This is a genomic window from Asanoa ishikariensis (genome assembly GCF_900107455.1).
Taxonomy (GTDB): Bacteria; Actinomycetota; Actinomycetes; order Mycobacteriales; family Micromonosporaceae; genus Asanoa; species Asanoa ishikariensis.
Map to the genome: position 1 here is coordinate 2502914 of NZ_FNQB01000001.1, position 18199 is coordinate 2521112.

The 18199-nt window shown below is 71.0% G+C and carries 16 protein-coding genes and 1 other RNA gene; 14 read left to right on the forward strand and 3 right to left on the reverse strand.

Translation table 11 applies throughout. The annotated features are described in order from the left end of the window. Position 1: 1 nt before the first annotated feature. Both BLV39_RS11840 and BLV39_RS11845 read left to right on the forward strand, forming a co-directional pair. The gene (locus tag BLV39_RS11840; protein ID WP_090790162.1) at positions 2-550 is read left to right on the forward strand and encodes an FMN-binding protein; all 549 of its coding nucleotides are present in this window, start codon (positions 2-4) and stop codon (positions 548-550) included. A 19-nt stretch (positions 551-569) separates the two neighbouring features. Continuing rightward, positions 570-1280 carry an FAD:protein FMN transferase gene (locus BLV39_RS11845; protein WP_090791421.1) on the forward strand — a complete coding sequence of 237 codons (711 nt, stop codon included), beginning with the start codon at positions 570-572 and terminating at the stop codon, positions 1278-1280. A gap of 344 nt (positions 1281-1624) precedes the next feature. Here the strand turns inward: BLV39_RS11845 and BLV39_RS11850 are convergent, their stop codons facing one another. Then, positions 1625-2287, reverse strand: a complete 663-nt coding sequence (locus BLV39_RS11850) for a bifunctional DNA primase/polymerase (protein WP_090790164.1) — start codon at positions 2285-2287, stop codon at positions 1625-1627. A gap of 245 nt (positions 2288-2532) precedes the next feature. On the opposite strand from BLV39_RS11850, the gene BLV39_RS11855 reads away from it, so the two are divergent. The 7 genes from BLV39_RS11855 (at position 2533) to BLV39_RS11885 (ending at position 9347) form a co-directional block, all read left to right on the forward strand. Further along, positions 2533-3762: a helix-turn-helix domain-containing protein gene (locus BLV39_RS11855; protein ID WP_090790166.1), complete on the forward strand. Its 1230-nt coding sequence runs from the start codon at positions 2533-2535 to the stop codon at positions 3760-3762. Positions 3763-3769: 7 nt separating this feature from the next. After that, entirely contained in the window at positions 3770-4336 is a 567-nt protein-coding gene (locus tag BLV39_RS11860) for a flavoprotein (protein ID WP_090790168.1), read from the forward strand. Between the two features lie 143 nt (positions 4337-4479). Next, on the forward strand, positions 4480-5319 hold the full coding sequence (locus BLV39_RS11865; protein WP_090790170.1) for a Nif3-like dinuclear metal center hexameric protein: 840 nt from the start codon (positions 4480-4482) through the stop codon (positions 5317-5319). Next, positions 5316-6056, forward strand: coding sequence for a zinc ribbon domain-containing protein (locus BLV39_RS11870; protein ID WP_090790172.1), 741 nt, complete (start codon positions 5316-5318; stop codon positions 6054-6056). Before BLV39_RS11865 ends, BLV39_RS11870 begins: the two co-directional genes overlap by 4 nt. Then, on the forward strand, positions 6014-7156 hold the full coding sequence (locus tag BLV39_RS11875) for a bifunctional RNase H/acid phosphatase (RefSeq protein ID WP_090790174.1): 1143 nt from the start codon (positions 6014-6016) through the stop codon (positions 7154-7156). Before BLV39_RS11870 ends, BLV39_RS11875 begins: the two co-directional genes overlap by 43 nt. A 37-nt stretch (positions 7157-7193) precedes the next feature. Beyond that, positions 7194-8780, forward strand: coding sequence for a tetratricopeptide repeat protein (locus BLV39_RS11880; RefSeq protein WP_176984865.1), 1587 nt, complete (start codon positions 7194-7196; stop codon positions 8778-8780). A gap of 24 nt (positions 8781-8804) precedes the next feature. Further along, positions 8805-9347: a hypothetical protein gene (locus BLV39_RS11885; protein ID WP_143049735.1), complete on the forward strand. Its 543-nt coding sequence runs from the start codon at positions 8805-8807 to the stop codon at positions 9345-9347. A gap of 30 nt (positions 9348-9377) precedes the next feature. Here the strand turns inward: BLV39_RS11885 and fxsT are convergent, their stop codons facing one another. Next, the gene (gene fxsT, locus BLV39_RS11890; protein WP_176984866.1) at positions 9378-11804 is read right to left on the reverse strand and encodes an FxSxx-COOH system tetratricopeptide repeat protein; all 2427 of its coding nucleotides are present in this window, start codon (positions 11802-11804) and stop codon (positions 9378-9380) included. Positions 11805-11982: 178 nt separating this feature from the next. On the opposite strand from fxsT, the gene BLV39_RS11895 reads away from it, so the two are divergent. From BLV39_RS11895 to BLV39_RS11910, 4 genes are all read left to right on the forward strand, one after another. Then, positions 11983-13308 carry a glycoside hydrolase family 18 protein gene (locus BLV39_RS11895; RefSeq protein ID WP_090790182.1) on the forward strand — a complete coding sequence of 442 codons (1326 nt, stop codon included), beginning with the start codon at positions 11983-11985 and terminating at the stop codon, positions 13306-13308. A 117-nt stretch (positions 13309-13425) separates the two neighbouring features. Next, positions 13426-13656: a DUF3311 domain-containing protein gene (locus tag BLV39_RS11900; RefSeq protein ID WP_090790184.1), complete on the forward strand. Its 231-nt coding sequence runs from the start codon at positions 13426-13428 to the stop codon at positions 13654-13656. A gap of 5 nt (positions 13657-13661) precedes the next feature. Next, a complete protein-coding gene (gene mctP, locus BLV39_RS11905; protein ID WP_090791423.1) occupies positions 13662-15329 on the forward strand; it encodes a monocarboxylate uptake permease MctP in 1668 nt (555 codons plus the stop codon). Between the two features lie 162 nt (positions 15330-15491). Continuing rightward, the gene (locus tag BLV39_RS11910; RefSeq protein ID WP_090790186.1) at positions 15492-16697 is read left to right on the forward strand and encodes an MFS transporter; all 1206 of its coding nucleotides are present in this window, start codon (positions 15492-15494) and stop codon (positions 16695-16697) included. Positions 16698-16989: 292 nt separating this feature from the next. Here BLV39_RS11910 and BLV39_RS11915 read toward each other — a convergent pair whose 3' ends face one another. Continuing rightward, a complete protein-coding gene (locus BLV39_RS11915; RefSeq protein WP_090790188.1) occupies positions 16990-17754 on the reverse strand; it encodes a sulfite exporter TauE/SafE family protein in 765 nt (254 codons plus the stop codon). A gap of 43 nt (positions 17755-17797) precedes the next feature. Between BLV39_RS11915 and rnpB the strand changes: the two genes are divergently transcribed. Further along, positions 17798-18194: RNase P RNA component class A (rnpB, locus tag BLV39_RS11920), an RNA gene on the forward strand. Positions 18195-18199 lie beyond the last annotated feature (5 nt).

Consider the following 18199-nt stretch of genomic DNA (forward strand, 5'->3'; position numbering starts at 1 on the left):
CGTGCGCCGTGCCGTGCTGGCGGTCGCCGGTCTTGCCGCCGGCACCTCGTTGCTGGTCGTGGTCAAGGGTGGTGCCGGTGCCGCGCCGGACACGGTGGCGGCGGCCAACGCCGGCCCTACGCCGTCGTCGTCGGCTGGCACTCCGGGCTCACCCGACCCCTCCGCCCCGGCCAGCAAGGCGCCGGTCGCCAAGAAGACCACCGCCAAGCCCAAGCCCGGCAAGAACAACACGGCCGCCGCGCCGCCCCCGGCCGCACCGAAGTCCAACAAGGTGGTCGGGCCGCGGGTGGAGAACCCGTACGGCGCCGTCCAGGTCGTCCTGGAGCTCGACGGCAACCGGATCGTCAACGTGCGCACATTGGAGATGCCCGACCAGGAGGCGCGTTCGGACCAGCTCAGCGCGCAGGTCGAGTCGCAACTGGGTGACGAGGCGGTGCGGGAGCAGGGCGCCGACCTTGACACCGTCTCCGGCGCGACCGAGACCAGTGAGGCCTACAAGGAGTCGCTCCGGAAGGCCATCGACCGGATGAAGAAGGGCGAGCGTGACTGAGTTCCGCGTCCGTGAGTGCATGGGCACGGTGATCAGCGTCGAGATCGCGTCCGGCGGCTCGGCCGCGCTGCTCGACGAGGTCTTCGCCTGGTTCGACGAGGTCGACGCCAGGTTCAGCACGTTCAAGGCCGACAGCGAGGTGTGCCGGTTCGATCGGGGCGAGCTCGGGCTGCCGGACGCCTCGGCCGAGCTGCGCACGGTGCTCGACCGCTGCGCCGACCTGTGGCGGGAGACCGACGGCTACTTCGACGGGTACGCCTCCGGCCGGCTCGACCCTTCGGGCTTCGTGAAGGGTTGGTCCGTGCAGGTCGCCTCGGACCGGCTGCTGGCCGCGGGCGCGGTCGACCACTGTGTGAACGCCGGTGGGGACGTGCGGGTCCGCGGGCAGTCGCCGGCGGGCCGGCCCTGGCGGGTCGGCATCCGGCATCCGTGGAACGCCTCGGCGACCTGCCACGTGGTCTCCGGGTCGGACCTGGCCATCGCCACGTCCGGCGTCTACGAGCGCGGTCACCACGTCGTCGACCCGCACACCGGGCGCCCGGCGACGGGGCTGCGGTCGGTCACCGTGGTCGGTGCCGATCTTGGCACCGCCGACGCGTACGCGACCGCCGCGCTCGCGATGGGCACGGCCGGTGTGCGGTGGCTGGGCGGGATCGTCGGTTATGCCTGTGTTGTCGTCACCGACGAGGGACGCAAGCTCAGTTCTTCCGCCCTATCGTCGGTAGCTTAAGACAACTACCATGGTAACTCGTGTATGGTCAGCGCCTGATCGGACGGTGGGTACCCGCGGGTCGTGACCCGTTCGGGCGAGATCCGTTCGGCCGCGATCCCGAGGGACGCGTGCCGGCCCATCGTTGGCATCGACTTCCGCCGTTCAGGGGGTCGACCTCGGCGGACACCACCGTTACCTTGTCACCTAGCATGAGCGCCCCTCCCCGCCGCGCCCCCATGTGGGCCGCCACCTGCATCAACGACCGGTCAGCACACCGGACGTGCGGGTTCGCGCGTCCTGTTGACGGGATCTTCGGCAGTCTCGCCGACGGGATCCGCGATTCGCGGATCCCGGGAAGCCGGTCAGGCGGCGCGGCGCGCGGTCGACAGTTGGCGGGGCAGGTGTGGCATCGAGCCGAGCCGGGTGAACAACGAGTCCACGATCATCCGCTGCACCGCGTAGGAATCCGGCAGGCTCCAGGCGACCTCTTCCGGGGCGATCACCCAGCGCACGGCGCCCTCGGGCAGCCGGGTCGGCGGGGCGGGCACCCACGAGCCGTGGCCGTGTCGCACCACGTCGAGCGAGGTCTCGAGCTCGGGCCGCAGCGGGTCACCCGGGCGGACCAGGAACATCCACCGGCCGAGCGGGGTGGCGGCCACGGGCCCGCGCACCTGGAAGCGCCCGGGGCCGAGCACGCCGGCGTGCAGCCGCGCCGCGGCCAGCACCCGGCCGCCCAGCGTGTTGGGCACCTCGAGCACGTCGAAGGCCCGGCCGGTGGCCAGCAGCACCGCGTGTGCCCGCTGGCTCCACCACTGCTCCACTCTGGACGGGTCCGCGCTGGCCTGCCGCTCCCAGCCCTCGACCGCCGGGTGGCAGCTCGACGTCGGGCAGCCCGGCCGCTCGCACGAGAACCGGCCGCCGTCGAGCCACGCGCCGGGCACCACATCCCAGTGATGATCGGCGTAGCGCAGCGCCGATCGGCGCATCGCGACTCGGGCGAATGGTGGTCGGATATTCCACCGCATGGTCAGAAACTCCCTACGTGTGGGGTCGACTCGCCTTAGCAGGCGATCGGCGCCGTATCTCGGATCAACACGCGGTCGTTGCGTTTGACAGATAGCTGAATGCAACTTGCAATCGAAAACTACGAGTGCAGCTGTGACGGGGAACGCACTCGATGTGCGATCGGCACAAACGGGTGATATCCGCAACACCGCCCAGCAAGCCCCGAATCAGACAGCCCCTGAACGAGCGAGGGGGGAGGACGGACATGGATGAGCTTCCCATCGGCCGCCGCGTCGCTTACTGGCGCGCGCGCCGGCGCATGTCACAGCAGGTTTTCGCCGACCGGCTGGGCAAGTCGAAGAGCTGGGTCGACAAGGTCGAGCGAGGTGTCCGCCGGCTAGACAAGTTCTCGGTGGTCTACGAGATCGCCGACGTCCTCCAGTTGGACGTGCAACTCCTGCTGGGCAAGGACCCGGAGCGCCGGCCCGACGCGATCAACTGCATCGACCAGGTCGAGGTCGAGGAGATCCGCGCGGCGCTGGAGCGCTACGACTCGATCAGCGCGTTCTTCGACACCACGCCGAACCCGCAGCCGCTGACCGAGATGAAGAAGGCCGTCAGCCACGCCTGGCTGACCTTCCAGCACGCGAAGTACGGCGTGCTCGCCCGGGCCCTGCCCAAGCTGCTGCGGGACGCACAGTCGGCCGACACGGCGTACGCCGGAAGTGGTGACGCGCACGACGCGGCGCACCTGCTCGGGCAGGTCTATCAGATCGCCTCCTCGTCCCTGCGCAAGCTGGGCGAGCACGAGCTGGCCTGGCTCGCCGCCGACCGCTCGATCGCCGTCTCCCAACGGGCCGGTGACCCGCTGCTGGCGGGGATCGCCACCCACCGGGTGGGCAGCGCGCTGCTCGCACTCGGCCGGGCCCGTCCGGCCCTCGAGGTCAACGTCAACATCGCCAATCGGCTGGCGCCCGGCGGCACCAACGAGAGCACACCGGCACGGCTCTCGGTGTACGGCATGCTGCTGCTCCAGGGCGCCATGGCCTCGGCCCGGATCGGCGACGGCGCCACCGTGCGCGACCTGCTCAACGGGGCCGAGGAGGCCGCCGCCGAGATGGGCGCGGACCACAACCACTACTGGACCTGCTTCGGCCCGACCAACGTCAAGCTGCACCGGGCGGCCGCCGCCGTCGAGCTCGGCGAGGGCCGCGCCGCGGTCGAGGTCCACGAGAACATCGACCAGGCGGGCTTCAACAGCCTGCTGCCCGAGCGCCGGGCCCACCACATGCTCGACATCGCCCGGGGCTTCGCGCAGATGGGTGACGTCGAGAAGGCCAGCGAGATGCTCCTCGAGGGCGACCGGCTCGCCCCGTCGGAGATCCGCTGCCGCCCGATCGCCCACGAGGTCATGTCCGACGTCCTGCGCCGCACCAGAGGCACGCCACCGCCGGCGGTCGCCGAACTGGCGGAGCATATGGGCGTCGGAGTTTAGTGGTGGTATGAGAGGGGTCCTCTACGCGATCTGCTGCGGCTCGCCCGTCTCCCGCGGCGTCGGCCGACTGGTCGACCTGGCGAAACAGCGCGGTTGGGACGTCTGTGTCGTCACCACGCCTGACGGCCGCAAGTTCGTCGACGTCGCGGCCCTGGCCGGGCTGACCGGCCATCCCGTGCGGTCGTTCTACAAGAATCCCGGCGACCCCGACGTGCTGCCGGCGGCGGACGCCATCGTGGTGGCGCCCGCCACGGTCAACACGGTCAACAAGTGGGCCGTCGGCATCGCCGACACGCTCGCCCTCGGCCTGGTGGTCGAAGCCCAGGGCAAGGGCCTGCCGATCGTCGCGATGCCGTTCACGAACGCCGCGATGGGCGCCCATCCCGCGTTCCGCGAGTCGATGGACCGGCTCCGCTCCTGGGGCATCACGGTTCTCTTCGGCGACGAGGTCCTCCCGCTGCACCCGCCAGGCACCGGGGGCGACCTGGTCGACGTGTTCCCCTGGCAGTTGGCTCTGGACGCGCTCGACACTCGTCTGGGTGGCGACCACCACGTGTCTCTGCGGTTCTCCTGAGCGACCAGCCGCGGAGGCCGAAGCGCAGCGCAGCGGAGCGGACTCTGGCGGGAGCGACGGTCGTGCCCACGACGGACCCGAGTCATGCTGTCCCTGACCTTCGACCGTTTGAGCTCGATGAGCCACCGGTAAGATCTGCGCCGATGAGCACGACACTGGCGACGGCGGTCGCGGCGCTCGACGACCGTTATCCGCCCGCATGGGCGGAAGAGTGGGACCGGGTCGGTCTGGTCGTGGGTGATCCTTCCGCGTCGGTGACCCGCGTGCTGTGCGTGGTCGACGCCGTCCCGGAGACCGTCGCCGAGGCCCTCTCCGCCGGCGCCGACCTGATCGTCGCCCACCATCCGCTGCTGATGCGCGGTGTCTCCTCGGTCGCGACGACCACCTACAAAGGACGGATCGTCCACGATCTCGTCAAGAACGACGTGGCTCTGTTCACCGCGCACACCAACGCCGACGTGGCCTCGCCCGGCGTCTCGGACGCCCTCGCCGGCCGCCTCGGGCTGGTCGACCTGCGCCCGCTGGTGCCCTCGGGTCATGACGTCGCGGTGGGGACGGGCCGGATCGGCCGGCTGCCGGTGCCCCGGCCGCTGTCGGCGCTCACCGCCCAGGCCGCTGCCGTGCTCCCGCCTACCGCCTGGGGTGTCCGGGCCGCCGGCGACCCCGACCGGGTGATCGAGACGGTGGCCGTCTGTGGCGGCGCCGGCGATTCCTTCCTGGCCGCGGCCGCCGCCGCGGGCGTCGACGCCTATCTCACCGCCGACCTCCGCCACCACCCGGCCAGCGAGGCGGTCGCCGGAGGTGGCCCCGCGCTGCTGGACGCGGCACACTGGGCGACCGAGCGCCCGTGGCTCGACGACCTCGCCACCTACTTGCGTGCCACGCTGGAGGTCGACGTCCTGGTCTCGGACCTCGACACCGACCCCTGGACGCTGCACGCGACGTCCGCCCGTTTTTCCCCGTCGAAGGAGCCGCTTCCGTGAAGGCCGAACCAAAGGCGCAGCGCCGGCTGCTCGACCTCCAGGCGATCGACACCGCGCTGGCCCAGATCGCACACCGGCGCCGGACGCTGCCGGAGAACGGGGAGCTGGAAGGCCTGGCCCGAGAGCTCTCGGCGCTCGAGGACGAGCGGGTCCGCGCCCAGGTGGGCGTCGACGACCTCGACCGCGACATCGCCCGGATGGAAAAGGACGTCGAGCAGGTCCGCGCCCGCAAGGACCGTGACCAGGCCCGGCTGACCATGGGCAGCGGCCCGGCCCGCGAACTGGAGGCGATCCAGCACGAGCTGGTCTCGCTGACCCGCCGCCAGTCTGAGCTGGAGGACAGCGAGCTCGAGCTGATGGAGCAGCGGGAGACCGCTCAGGCCTCCCTCGACGAGGTGCTCGGCCGGCTGGAGGCCACCCGCGGCAAGCGCGGCGATACCGAGGTCCGCCGCGACCAGTTGCTGGCCGAGATCGACGCGGACGAGCAGTCCCGGATCTCCGCCCGCGGGCCGATCGCGGGCGACATCCCGGCCGACCTGCTCAGCCTGTACGACAAGGTCCGCGAGTCGTCGGGCGGGCTCGGCGCGGCCCTGCTGACCCACGGCCGCTGCGGAGGCTGCCGGATCGAGCTGTTCGGCGCCGACCTCGGCCGGATCAAGGCCGCCCCGGCGGACGACGTGGTCCGCTGCGAGGAATGCCGCCGGATCATGGTCCGCACCCAGGAGTCCGGCCTGTGAGTGCGCCCACCCGCGTCGTCATCGAGGCCGACGGCGGCGCGCGCGGCAACCCGGGCCCTGCCGGCTATGGCGCGGTTGTCCGCTCGCCGTCCGGTTCGGTGCTGGTCGAACGCTCCGAGGCGCTGGGCATCGCGACCAACAACGTCGCGGAGTACCGGGGCCTGATCGCCGGCCTGCGGGCCGCGGCCGACCTCGGCGCGGTCGAGGCCGACATCCGGATGGACTCGAAGCTCGTGGTCGAGCAGATGTCCGGCCGCTGGCAGATCAAGAACGCCGGCCTGCGCCCGCTCGCGGCGGAGGCGGCCTCCCTGGTCAGCCGGTTCGACAAGGTCACCTTCACCTGGGTGCCGCGGGACCGCAACACCCACGCGGACGCCCTGGCCAACGCCGCCATGGACGCGGCGGCCGGCATCGCGCCGGTGTCATCCGCCGAGCCGGCGGCGGCCTCGGCCCCCCGGTCGTGGGAGCCACGCCCGCTGGAGGGCGCGACCCGGATGCTCCTGGTCCGGCACGGCGAGACGGCGTTCACGTCACAGGGCCGCTACTCGGGCCGGGGAGACATCCCGCTGTCGACGGTCGGCGAGGCGCAGGCAACGGCGGCCGGCGTCCAGGTCGCGGCCCGCGCCCCGGACGCGGTCGCGGTGGTCAGCTCGCCGCTGGCCCGCTGCCGCTCAACGGCGGAGGCGATCGCCCGCGAGCTCGGCGGCGTCCCGATCCGGATCGACGACGACCTGATCGAGTGCGACTTCGGGTCCTGGGAGGGCCTCACCTTCGCGGAGGTCCGCGCCGGGTGGGCAGCCGAGCTCGACGCGTGGCTGGCCGACCCGTCGGTCGCGCCACCCGGAGGCGAGTCGTTCGCCGCGGTCGCGACCCGAGCCCGGCGAGCCACCTCGGCGTTGCAGGCGACGTACCCGTCGAGCGCGGTGGTCGTGGTCTCCCACGTCTCACCCATCAAACTGATCCTCCAGGACGCGCTGGCGGGCGGGCCGGGTTTCCTGCACCGGCTCTACCTCGACCCGGCGGGTGTGTCCACGGTGGACACCTGGCCGGACGGCGGGGTCGCGGTCCGCACGGTCAACGACACCTCACACCTGCGCTGATCTGCGGGCTCGGCGACATTGTCGTACGTTGATCGGCGTGGACGATCTGGTCGAGGCTCGGGCGCGGTCGGTCGCCGGTGACTGGTCCGCTGCCGCGGAGTTGTGGGGGCGGGTCGTCGAGGCCAATCCCGTGCACGGCACCCACTGGTGGCGGCTGGCCGAGGCCCGGGTCGCGAGCGACGACGTGGCGGGGGCGTTGGTCGCGTACGAGCGGGTGGCCGAGCTCGGCGCCTGGGACGGGCCGGCGACGCCGTTCCCGGCCGAGGTGGCGCACCGGATCGCACAGTGCCGTGCCCGCCTGGGCGACGTCGACGGCGCCTTCGACGCGCTGCGCTCGGCGCTCGAGCTAGGTTTCCGCGACCTCGGCGTGCTGGCCACCGACCCGCATCTGGCCGCCCTGCGCCGGGACGAACGCTGGCCGCTTCCCACTGCCCGCACCCGGGCCGACGATCTGGATCTCTTCGCGCGTGAGGTGAAGCGGCGGGCGTTCCGGCACACGTCGTTCGACGCCGAGGTCGGGCGGCTCCGACAGCGCGTCGACCACCTGTCGGACGCGGAGTTGCTCGTCGAGCTGTCGCGGCTCGTGGCCACGCTCGGCGACGGGCACGCCCGGGTCGAGCCTCCGGCGGACCGGGCCGACCTCCACCTGGCGATACCGGTGCGGCTGGACCACTTCGCGGACGGGGTGTTCGTCACCGCCGCGGCGCCGGAGCACGCTGACCTGCTGGGCGCCGAGGTGCTCGCGTGCGACGGCGTCGACCTCGACCTGGTGCTCGCTCGGGTCGAGGAGATCGTCTCCCGCGACAACGCCTACGGTGCCCTCGCCGGCGTGATGCGCAAGCTGCCGCGGACCGCTGTGCTGCACGCCCTCGGGATCGCCGAGCACGCCGACCGGATGACGCTGCGGCTGCGGTCCGCGGACGGCAGCGTCGCGGAGACGACCGTGCCCGCCCGGCCGATCAGCAAGGAGCAGGCGGACGCCCGGCCCTGCCCGCCGGAGTGGCGTTTCCTGCTGTCGCCGCCGCTGCCGCTCTACCTGCGCAACGTCGCAGCGCCCTACTGGTACGTCGACCAGCCCGACGACGACCTGTTGTACGTCCAGATCAACAGCGTCAGCGACGACCCGGCGGAGCCCTTCGACGCGTTCGTGTCGGGGCTCTTCGCCGACCTCGCCCGTCGGGCACCGCGCCGGTTGGTCGTCGACCTGCGCTGGAACGAGGGCGGCAACACGTTCCTCACCATGCCGCTGTTGCACCGGCTCATCGCGTACGCCGGGGAGATCTTCGTCGTCATCGGCCGGCACACCCTGTCGGCCGCTCAGAATTTGAGCACGTTGATCGCCCACCACACGCCCGCGCTGTTCGTTGGCGAGCCCACCGGGTCGAGCCCCAACTTCGTCGGCGAGACGGCGCCGTTCGAACTGCCGCACAGCCGGTTCCAGGTCAACGTGTCCGACCTGTACTGGCAGACCTCGTGGCCGATGGACCACCGGACCTGGCTGCCACCCGACATCTACACCCCACCGACCTTTGCCGCGTACGCCAGGAACCAGGATCCGGCCCTCGACGCCATCCGTGCGTACCCCCGTCAGACCCGGCCGTCGTACGCCACTCGCACGCCCTGACCTTTCGCCTGGCATCATCTGCGGATGACCATGGGGCCGGAATCATTCACTGCCGGGTGGACCAGGCTGTGGCGGTTGGCCGAACGGCTCGGGGGAGACCCGGAGTCCGTCTTCGCGCCGGTCGGCTTGTTCCTGGGCGACCCCACCCTGGCCCGCGCGTGGGCCTACGACTGCACGCCGGCGAACGCCACGACGTTTGCCGCCACGGGCGTCAACGGCGTGCACTTCTCGCTGGTGGACTGCGACGGCGTGGCCCCGGTCGTGATGACGGTGCCGATGGCGTTCGACAAACCGAACCACATCCTGGCGGGCGACATCCGCGAGTTCCTGGCGCTGGGCACGCACGCCGGCTACTACGGCCTCGAAAGCCTCGCGTACGCCTGGGACCGGCAGGACATGATCAACCGCCTGGAGCGGGGCGGGCCACCGGATGACCCGACCGAGGCCGAGTTGCTGCGGCACCTGACAGCGGAGTTCGCCCTCGAACCCGGCGAGCACATCGCGCGGCGGATGGAGCAACTGGAGACCATGTACGGCGCACGCGTGAGCCCGGCCCAGGAAGCCTAGGCGCGCCAGGCCCGACGGGCGGGCCGGCGACTACCCCGCGCGCGGGTCCGCCAGGTTGTTGGCCAGGTTCATCGTGTGCGGGTGGTCGTCGCCCTGGGTCCGCCGGCGGCGGACCAGGGTGTCCTCGTCCAGAGCGCGGGCCTGCTCATGTTCTCCCAACTTGCGCAGGACGTAGGCAAGGTTTTCGGCCGAGCTCAACGTTTGCGGATGGTCGTCGCCCAAGATCCGGCGGCGGCGGACCAGGGTGTCTTCGAACAAAGCCCGGGCGCGCTCGTTCTCTCCCAGCGCGTGCAGGGAGCTGGCCAGGCCCATGGCCGAGAACATGGTCTCGGGGTGGTCGTCGCCCAAGATCCGGCGGTACCGGGCCAGGTTGTCCTCGGACAGGGCCAAGGCTTCGTCATGCTCACCCAGCGCACGTAGGGAGACGGCCAGGCTCATAGCCGAGATCAGGGTGTTCTTGTGGTCGTCGCCTAGGGCTCGGCGGCGACGGGCAAGGGCGTCTTCGTGAAGGGCTCTGGCCCGCTGATAATCGCCCAGCTCATACAGGTCGCCGGCGAGGTGGGTAGCCAATAGCAGCGTGGCTTCGTGATCGTCGCCCCAAAGCCGGCGGCAGCGGGCCAGGGCATCTTCGTCCAACGCCCGGGCCCGCTCGTAACGGCCCAGTGCGTGGAGGCATTGCGCGACGTTGTCCGCCCCGAAAATGGTGACGAGGTCGTCTGGGCCGTGCCGGCGTTGCCATTCGGCGAGCAGGTGCTCGGCCAACGGCAGTGCTGCGTGGGCGTCACCGCGAGCGTGCAGGTGCCAGACCGCAGAGCCGGCCAAGTTACGGAGCTCGTTGTTGCTCGTGTTAGCGGGGTCGGCGGCCAGGATGTGGGGCAGCAGGGCTGTCCAGCGCGGCCAGTGGGCCGGGGTGTTGCCGTCGCCCGGACGGGCGGCCACCAACATTCGCTCGACGCGAACGCGCGTCGCCGCCTGCTCGTCGGCCGTGAGGTCGTCGCGGAGAATGGCCTGCACGAGGCGGTGCAGCAGGATCCCGTCCGGGCCGACCCGGGCCAGGCCGTAGCGACCTAGCCGGCCGACCGTCGTGGCCAGCGCCAGGGTGCCACCGGCCACCATGGCCAATGGCTCGGGCAGCACGTCGTACGGAACGGTTCCGAATAGGTCGGTCGGGATTGGCTCCGGGGCCAGAAACGCGCACAGGCGCAGCAACGTCCCGGCGGCCGTATCCTCCTTGCCCAGGCGGCCGGCGGCCAGCCGTACCGCCGCGGCCAGCGACGTCGGATATCCCACGGGTGTCCCGGCCTCGGTGACCGCCGCCGCGTGGGTGTGCAGCTCGCGCAGATACTGGCCCGCGGACAGCCCGGTTTCGGCCATCAGACGGCCGGCCTGGGCGACGGCCAGCGGGAGGTCACCCAGCTCGTCGGCGAGCGCGTCGGCGTCCGAGTCCGTCACGGTCGGTAGGTGCTGGCGCAGCAGTGCTATCGATTCAGCCCGGGCGAACACATCCACCGGTAGCGGCCGGGCGGTACCGATCCAGTTTTGGTCGCGCGAGGTGACCAGAACGTGGCCGGGGCCTTGCGGCAACCACTCGTGCACCTCGGCCGGCCCGGGTGCATTGTCGAACACGATCAGCCACCGTCCGCGGCCAGCCAACTCCGGCCGCAGCGCCTGAACACCCGCCGCTACTCCGCCCTCGGCAGAGGCCACTCCCAAAGCCACCGCCAGCCCGGCCAGGCGCTCGCCGATCAGCTCCGGCTGCTCACTGTCCACCCACCACACCACGTCGTAGTCGGCGGCGAACCGGTGCGCGTACTCGATGGCCAACTGGGTCTTGCCGACGCCGCCCCAGCCGTGCAACGCCTGCACCACCACCGGCTGCCGGGCACTGAGCCGCTCCCGCACCCCGAGCAGCATTCCGTCGCGGCCGGTGAACGCCGCGTTCCGGCCCGGCAGATTCCACACGGGCGGCAACACGCCCGGCAGCCGCGGCCCGTCGACGGCCGGGGCTCGCTGTGCCGGCGGGAAGCCTGGCGGACGACCCGGCCGACCACCGCCGGTCAGCGCCGACAGCAGCGCCACCCGCGCCGCCTCCTGGTCCAGCCCGAACAGGTCACGCCAGATGATCGGACGCAACACCGCCGGCGGCGTGACCTCCTCCAGGCGCAGCGGCACCAGCCGGCCCTGCCGGTCCGGGCCGGCCATCACCGCCGTCCACTCGTCCGTGGTGAACCGGTGCCGGTCGAAATAGGCCTGCGAATAGAGGGACACCACGCGATCGGCCCGTTCAAGCGCATCGCTGATCCGCAACACCGCGTTGTCGCCGGTCGACCAGTCCCACACGTCCAACTCGACCGAGTGGCCGGCCGCCTCCAGATGCCAGGCGACCCACTCCGCCCACGCCCGGTCCCGCCCGGCGTACGACACGAACAGTCGCTCACCACCACCGGTCCCAGTCACCGGACCAGGATGCCGCAACCACCCAGCGTCGCGCACCATCCGACCCGATCGAAGGATCCCGCTGTCGGCCCATGCCGCCGGCCTGCCCGACCGGACGCTTGACGAGCATCGATTCGACAGCCTACGTTCTGCCCGTACAGGAAAGAAGCCTTACTGTTTCCTTCCGACAGGAGTCCAGATGCGCAGAATCGCCGCCGTGGCGGCCGTAGCAACGCTCCTCGTGTCCGCTCTTGGCGCGGCGCCGGCATCGGCGACCGAACGCAAGGGCCAGAGCTTCCGCCAGGTCGGCTACTTCACCCAGTGGGGCATCTACGGCCGGGCTTTCCCGGTCAAGAAGCTCGACACCTCCGGCGCCGCGGCGCGGTTGACGCACCTGAACTACGCGTTCGGCAACGTCAGCCCTGACGGCAAGTGCTACGTGGACGGTGCGGCGCCCGAGGGCGACTCGTGGGCCGACTACCAGCGGACCGTGCCGGCCGAGGAGAGCGTCGACGGGGTCGGCGACAACTGGGGCGAGCCGCTGAACGGCAACTTCGGCCAGTTGCAGAAGCTCAAGGTCAAGCACCCGAAGCTCAAGGTCCTGATCTCGCTCGGCGGGTGGTCCTGGTCGACGCACTTCTCAGATGCCTCATTGACCGACGCCTCGCGCAAAACGTTCGTGAGCTCTTGCATCGACCTGTACCTCAAGGGCAACCTGCCCAACCCCGACGGCAGCGCGGGCGGGCCGGGCACGCTGAAGGGCGTGTTCGACGGCATCGACCTCGACTGGGAGTGGCCGGGCTCGCCCGGTGACGTCGACACGGTCTACCGCCCCGAGGACAAGCAGAACTTCACCAAGCTGGTCGCCGAGTTCCGCAAGCAACTCGACGCGTACGGCAAGGGCCAGCGGAAGCACTTCGAGCTGACCGCGTTCGTTCCGGCGAACCCGACCGCCATCGACGCCGGGTTCGAGGTGCCCAAGGTCATGAAGAACCTGGACTTCGCGACCGTCCAGGGGTACGACTTCCACGGCACCTGGGAGACGACCGCCAACCAGCAGTCGGCGCTGCGCATCCCGGCCGGGGCGCCCGGGCCGTCGTTCTCGATCGAGAACACCATCAAGGCCTGGCGGGACCGTGGCGCGCCGCGCGACAAGCTCGTGGTCGGCATCCCGTACTACGGCCACGGCTGGACCGGCGTGACCGGCGGGCGCAACGGCCTGTTCGGCACCGCGACCGGTGGCGCCGCGCCGGCGACGTTCGAGGCGGGCTCCGAGGACTACAAGGTGCTCAAGACGAAGATCGGCACCGACGGCTACCAGGTCTACCGTGATCTGCGCGCCGGCACCGCCTGGCTCTACAACGGCACCACCTTCTGGAACTACGACGACCCGGCCGTTCTGCTCCAGAAGGCACTGTGGATCCGCTCGGAGCGGCTCGGCGGTGCGATGGTCTGGTCGCTCGACGGCGACGACGACAACGCCACCCTCACCAAGACCCTCCACCTGGGGCTCTGGACGCCGTAGCCATTCGGCGCAGGTGAATAGCCGTTCAGCGCGTCGGCTCCGTTGAACGGCGAGTTATGTCACACCGGACAGTTAACCTCCGGCCGTCAAACGATCCATGACGGCCGGAGGTTTGTCATGAGTGATCCTGAAGTGCCCGCGCCAGCGGTTGCCCGCGCCAATGACAAGAACGCGTGGAACTGGCTGCTGTTCGTGCCGATCGTCATCCCGCTGATCACGCCGCTGTTCAACCATGACTCGCCGCGGCTGTTCGGCTTCCCGACGTTCTACTGGCTACAGCTGCTGTTCATCGTCCTCGGCGTGTCGACGACCACCGTCGTCTACCAGATGACCAAGAAGCGGCGGTGAGCACGATGGGCGACCACGTAACCGAGATCATCGTTTTCTCGCTGCTGTTCCTGTTGGTCAGCGGTATGGGCTTCGTCGCGGCCCGGTGGCGCGCGCCGAACGACATGGCCCACCTCGACGAGTGGGGCCTGGGCGGGCGCAGCTTCGGCGGCTGGATCACCTGGTTCCTGGTCGGCGGCGACCTCTACACCGCGTACACCTTCGTCGCGGTGCCGGCCCTGCTCTTCGGCGCCGGTGCGGCCGGGTTCTTCGCCGTCCCGTACACGATCATCATCTATCCGTTGGTCTTCCTGGTCCTGGTGCGGCTCTGGTCGGTCTCGCACCGGCACGGCTTCGTGACACCGGCCGACTTCGTGCGGTCCCGCTTCCAGTCGCCGACGCTGGCTTTGCTGATCGCGATCACCGGCATCGTGGCCACGATGCCCTACATCGCGCTCCAACTCGTCGGCATCGAGGCCGTGCTCAAGACCATGGGCGTGACCGGCGACAGCACGGTGGCCCGGCACCTGCCGATCATCATCGCGTTCGCGATCCTGGCGGCCTACACCTACCAGTCCGGGCTGCGGGCGCCGGCGCTGATCGCGTTCGTCAAGGACACGCTGATCTACATCGTGATCCTGGTGGCGATCATCTACCTGCCGTACAAGCTGGGCGGTTGGGGCTCGATCTTCGACGCGGCCGAGGCGAAGTTCAACGCCTCGCCAAACCCCAACGACGGCATCACGCTGAATGCCGGCAACCAGTGGCAATACATCACGCTGGCGCTGGGCTCCGCGCTCGCGCTGTTCCTCTACCCGCACAGCCTCACCGGCGTGCTGGCCAGCCGCAGCCGCGACGTGATCAAACGCAACATGTCCGCGCTGCCGGCCTACAGCCTGCTGCTCGGCCTGATCGCGCTGCTCGGCTTCATGGCGATCGCGGCCGGCGTCAAGCCGCTGCCCGGGGCCAAGGAGGGCTCGGTCGACAGCAACACGGTGGTGCCGCTGCTGTTCGACCAGCAGTTCCCGTCGTGGTTCACCGGCGTCGCGTTCGCCGCGATCGGCATCGGCGCCCTGGTGCCGGCCGCGATCATGTCGATCGCCGCGGCCAACCTGTTCACCCGCAACATCTACAAGGAATACCTGAAGCGCGACGCGTCGCCGGCGCAGGAGGCCAACGTCTCCAAGATCACCTCGCTGGTGGTCAAGGTCGGCGCGGTCGCCTGCATCGTCTTCCTGGACCCCCAGTTCTCCATCGACCTCCAACTCATCGGCGGCGTGATCATCCTGCAGACGCTGCCGGCGGTGGCGCTGGGCATCTACACCCGCTGGTTCCACCGCGGCGGCCTGATCGCCGGCTGGGTGGCGGGCATGGGCCTGGGCACCTGGATGCTCTACCAGATCCCCAACCAGGCCACCGGTCGCGCCCACTTCGGCGGCTCGGCGTTCTCGCTGGAGAAGTTCGGCTTCGACACCAAGACCACCGTGTACGTCGGTCTGGTCGCCGTCGCCGTCAACCTGGCCGTGGCGGCCCTGGCCACGCTCGCCCTGAGGGCCGGGAAGGTCCCGGACGGCGGCGACGACACGGTCCAGGACGACTACTTCGCCGACGAGGGCGACCCGCGGGTCTCCGTCCCGGCGCAGGCGACCAGCACCGACCCCGATCTGGACCCGGCACCGTCCCCGAAGGTCTGAACTTCGTGGGCGCCCCCTGTCGACAGGGGGCGCCCACGATCATAAGATCCACACATGTTCCTCCTCTGTGCGTAGGACGCCGGCCGCCTCTCGCGGCCTTCTGGCGTCCCTACCCACCCGGCCGCCCGCATCCTGGGCGCCGATCTCCCGAGGAACATCCCGATGTCCTATCGCGCTGTGCTGCGCACTCCGCACGCCCTTCGAACCTTCGTCGCGGCCCTGGTCGGCCGCCTCTCCTACGGCATCGTCTTCGTCTCCCTCACGGTCGCCGTCACCGGCGCGACCGGTTCCTACTCGTTGGCCGGCGTCACCATGGCGCTGTTCGGCCTCGGCGTCGTCCTCGTGGCGCCGCTGCGCGCGGGCCTGATCGACCGGTACGGGCCGCGGCGGGTCCTGCCCCCGCTGGCCGGTGCCTACGCGGTCCTGCTGGGCGGGCTGGCCGCCGCCACCTGGCGACCCGGCGCACCGGCCTGGCTCCTGCTGGCACTGACCGCCTCGGCCGGGGTGTGCTCGCCACCCCTCGGCCCGATCATGCGCGCGATGTGGAGCAACCTGCTGCCCGACCCGGCCGGGCGGCAGCGCGCGTTCGCCCTCGACACGGTCGCCGAGGAACTGCTGTTCGTGACCGGCCCACTGCTCGCGGGCGTGTTCATCGCCATCGGGTACCCGGCCCTCGGCGTCGCCGTCAGCGCCGTGCTGGTGCTGACGGGGACGCTGGCGATGGTCTCGTCCCCGGCCGCCGCCGCCTGGCCGAGACCCGCTGTCGTCGCGGTCCGCGCTCGTGTCGGCCGGGCGCTGTTCGAGCCGGTCTTCGTGGCGGGCGGGATCGGGCTGGGATTGGGTGCCGCCAACCTGTTGGTCGTCGCGTTCGCGACCGGTCAGGGCCAGACCGCCGCGGTGGCCTGGGTCGAGGCGGCCCTGGCGGCGGGCAGCGCGGTCGGCGGCATCGCCTATGGCGCACGGAGCTGGTCCCTGCCGCAACGAACCCAGCTCGCGCTGCTGGCGCTCGCGCTTTCGGCGGTGCTCGCCGTGTTCGGGTTGGCGCCGGGGATCGCGGCGTTGGCTGGGGCGGCGGCGCTGGCCGGGTTGTTTGTCGCGCCGGCGCTGACCGCGGCCTACCTGCTCGCGGACAAGGAGGCGCCGCCGGCTGCTCGTACTAGGGCCGGCACTTGGGTGAACACGGCCTTCAACGCGGGGTCGTCGGGCGGCACGGCAGCGGTCGGGCTGCTGATCGGGCGGTTGCCGCTGGCGTTGTGCTTCGCGCTGGCGGCGCTGCCGATCCTGCTGTCCGCGGTGGCCACGCTCGCACCACGGGCGCCGCAGCGGCAGCGGGTCGCGACCGCCGTCGAGGAGTACGCGAGCCAGTAGGCGCCCGGCTGACTCGCCCGCGGACCGGGATGAGTGGCGGGGTCAGCGGCACGACAGGCGGTTCTGGCTCCGCCGTGAACGGCGAACGGTGGCGGGGTCGGCCGTGGGGCAGGACGGTGGCGTTGGCTCTGCCGTCGACGGCGAACGGTGGCGGGGTCGGGGTCGGCCGCAGGTTGGAGGGCTTGCTCTGGCTCCGCCGCAGACGGCGATGGATGGCGGAGCCAGCCCGCGGCCGGGAGGCGGGCTGCCGCCCGCCGTGCGAGCCGGCCCTAGCGGTGCGGCTCGGCTTCGTTCAGATGAAGGCGTGGACGAGCAGATAGAGGCCGATGCCCGTCCCGAAGATCACGATGATCAGCTTGAGGACGCCGCTGCGCAGGCGGCGGGCCAGCCGGGCACCGAAGTAGCCGCCCACGATCGTGGCCGGCGCCAGCACCGCGACCGTGGCCCAGTTGACCGGGCCGAAGAGCGCGAACACGACCACGGTCGTCAGCCCGACGGTGGCGGACAGCAGGTTCTTCACGGCGGTGACCCGGGCCAGCGACTCGTCGAGCACCAAGGCCAGCCCGGCGACGAACATCACACCGAGGGCGGCGCCGAAGTATCCACCGTAGACACTGCCGATCGCGACCATCCCGTGCAGCAACCCCTGCTGCCGGGACGGGCTGATCCGCGCCGGATGGCCGACCACCCGGCGCAACTGGTCCTGGAACGCCAGCACGGCGGTCGCGCCGAGCACCAGGAAGGGCACCACCTTGTCGAACGCCGAGTCGGGGGTGATCAGCAGCAGCACGCACCCGGCGACCGACCCGGCGACGGCGGTCGGCAGCAGGAGCACCGTCCGCCGGACCTGCCCGCGAAGCTCGTGCCGACTCCCGTACACGCTGGCGAAGTAGCCCGGACACACCGCCACGCTGTTGCTGACGTTGGCGGGCACCGACGGGAGCCCGATCCCGAGCAGGGCGGGGAACGTGATCAGCGAACCCCCACCGGCGATCGCGTTCATCAGGCCGGCCGCGAGCCCGGCGGCGACCAGCAACACGGCTTGGGAGAGATCCATCGGAGGGCAGCCTAGCCGCACCGGTACGATGGAGCATGACGGGCGAGTCGGCTGGGCGGCCGCGTCGGTGGCCTTCGGGCCGCCGCCGAGGAACGTCCGGACTCCGCAGGGCAGGGTGGTTGTTAACGGCAACCCGGGGTGACCCGCGGGAAAGTGCCACAGAAAACAAACCGCCGGGCGTACGCGCCCGGTAAGGGTGAAACGGTGGGGTAAGAGCCCACCAGCGCACCGGGTGACCGGAGCGGCTTGGTAAACCCCACCCGGAGCAAGGCCAAAAGGGCCGTCCAATGGACGACCTGCGCAGGTGTTCGAGGGCTGCCCGCCCGAGCCTGCGGGTAGGCCGCTCGAGCCTGCTGGCAACGGCAGGCCTAGATGGATGGCCGCCACCGGCCGCCGAAAGGCGGCAGGAACAGAATCCGGCGTACAGGCCGACTCGCCCGTCACT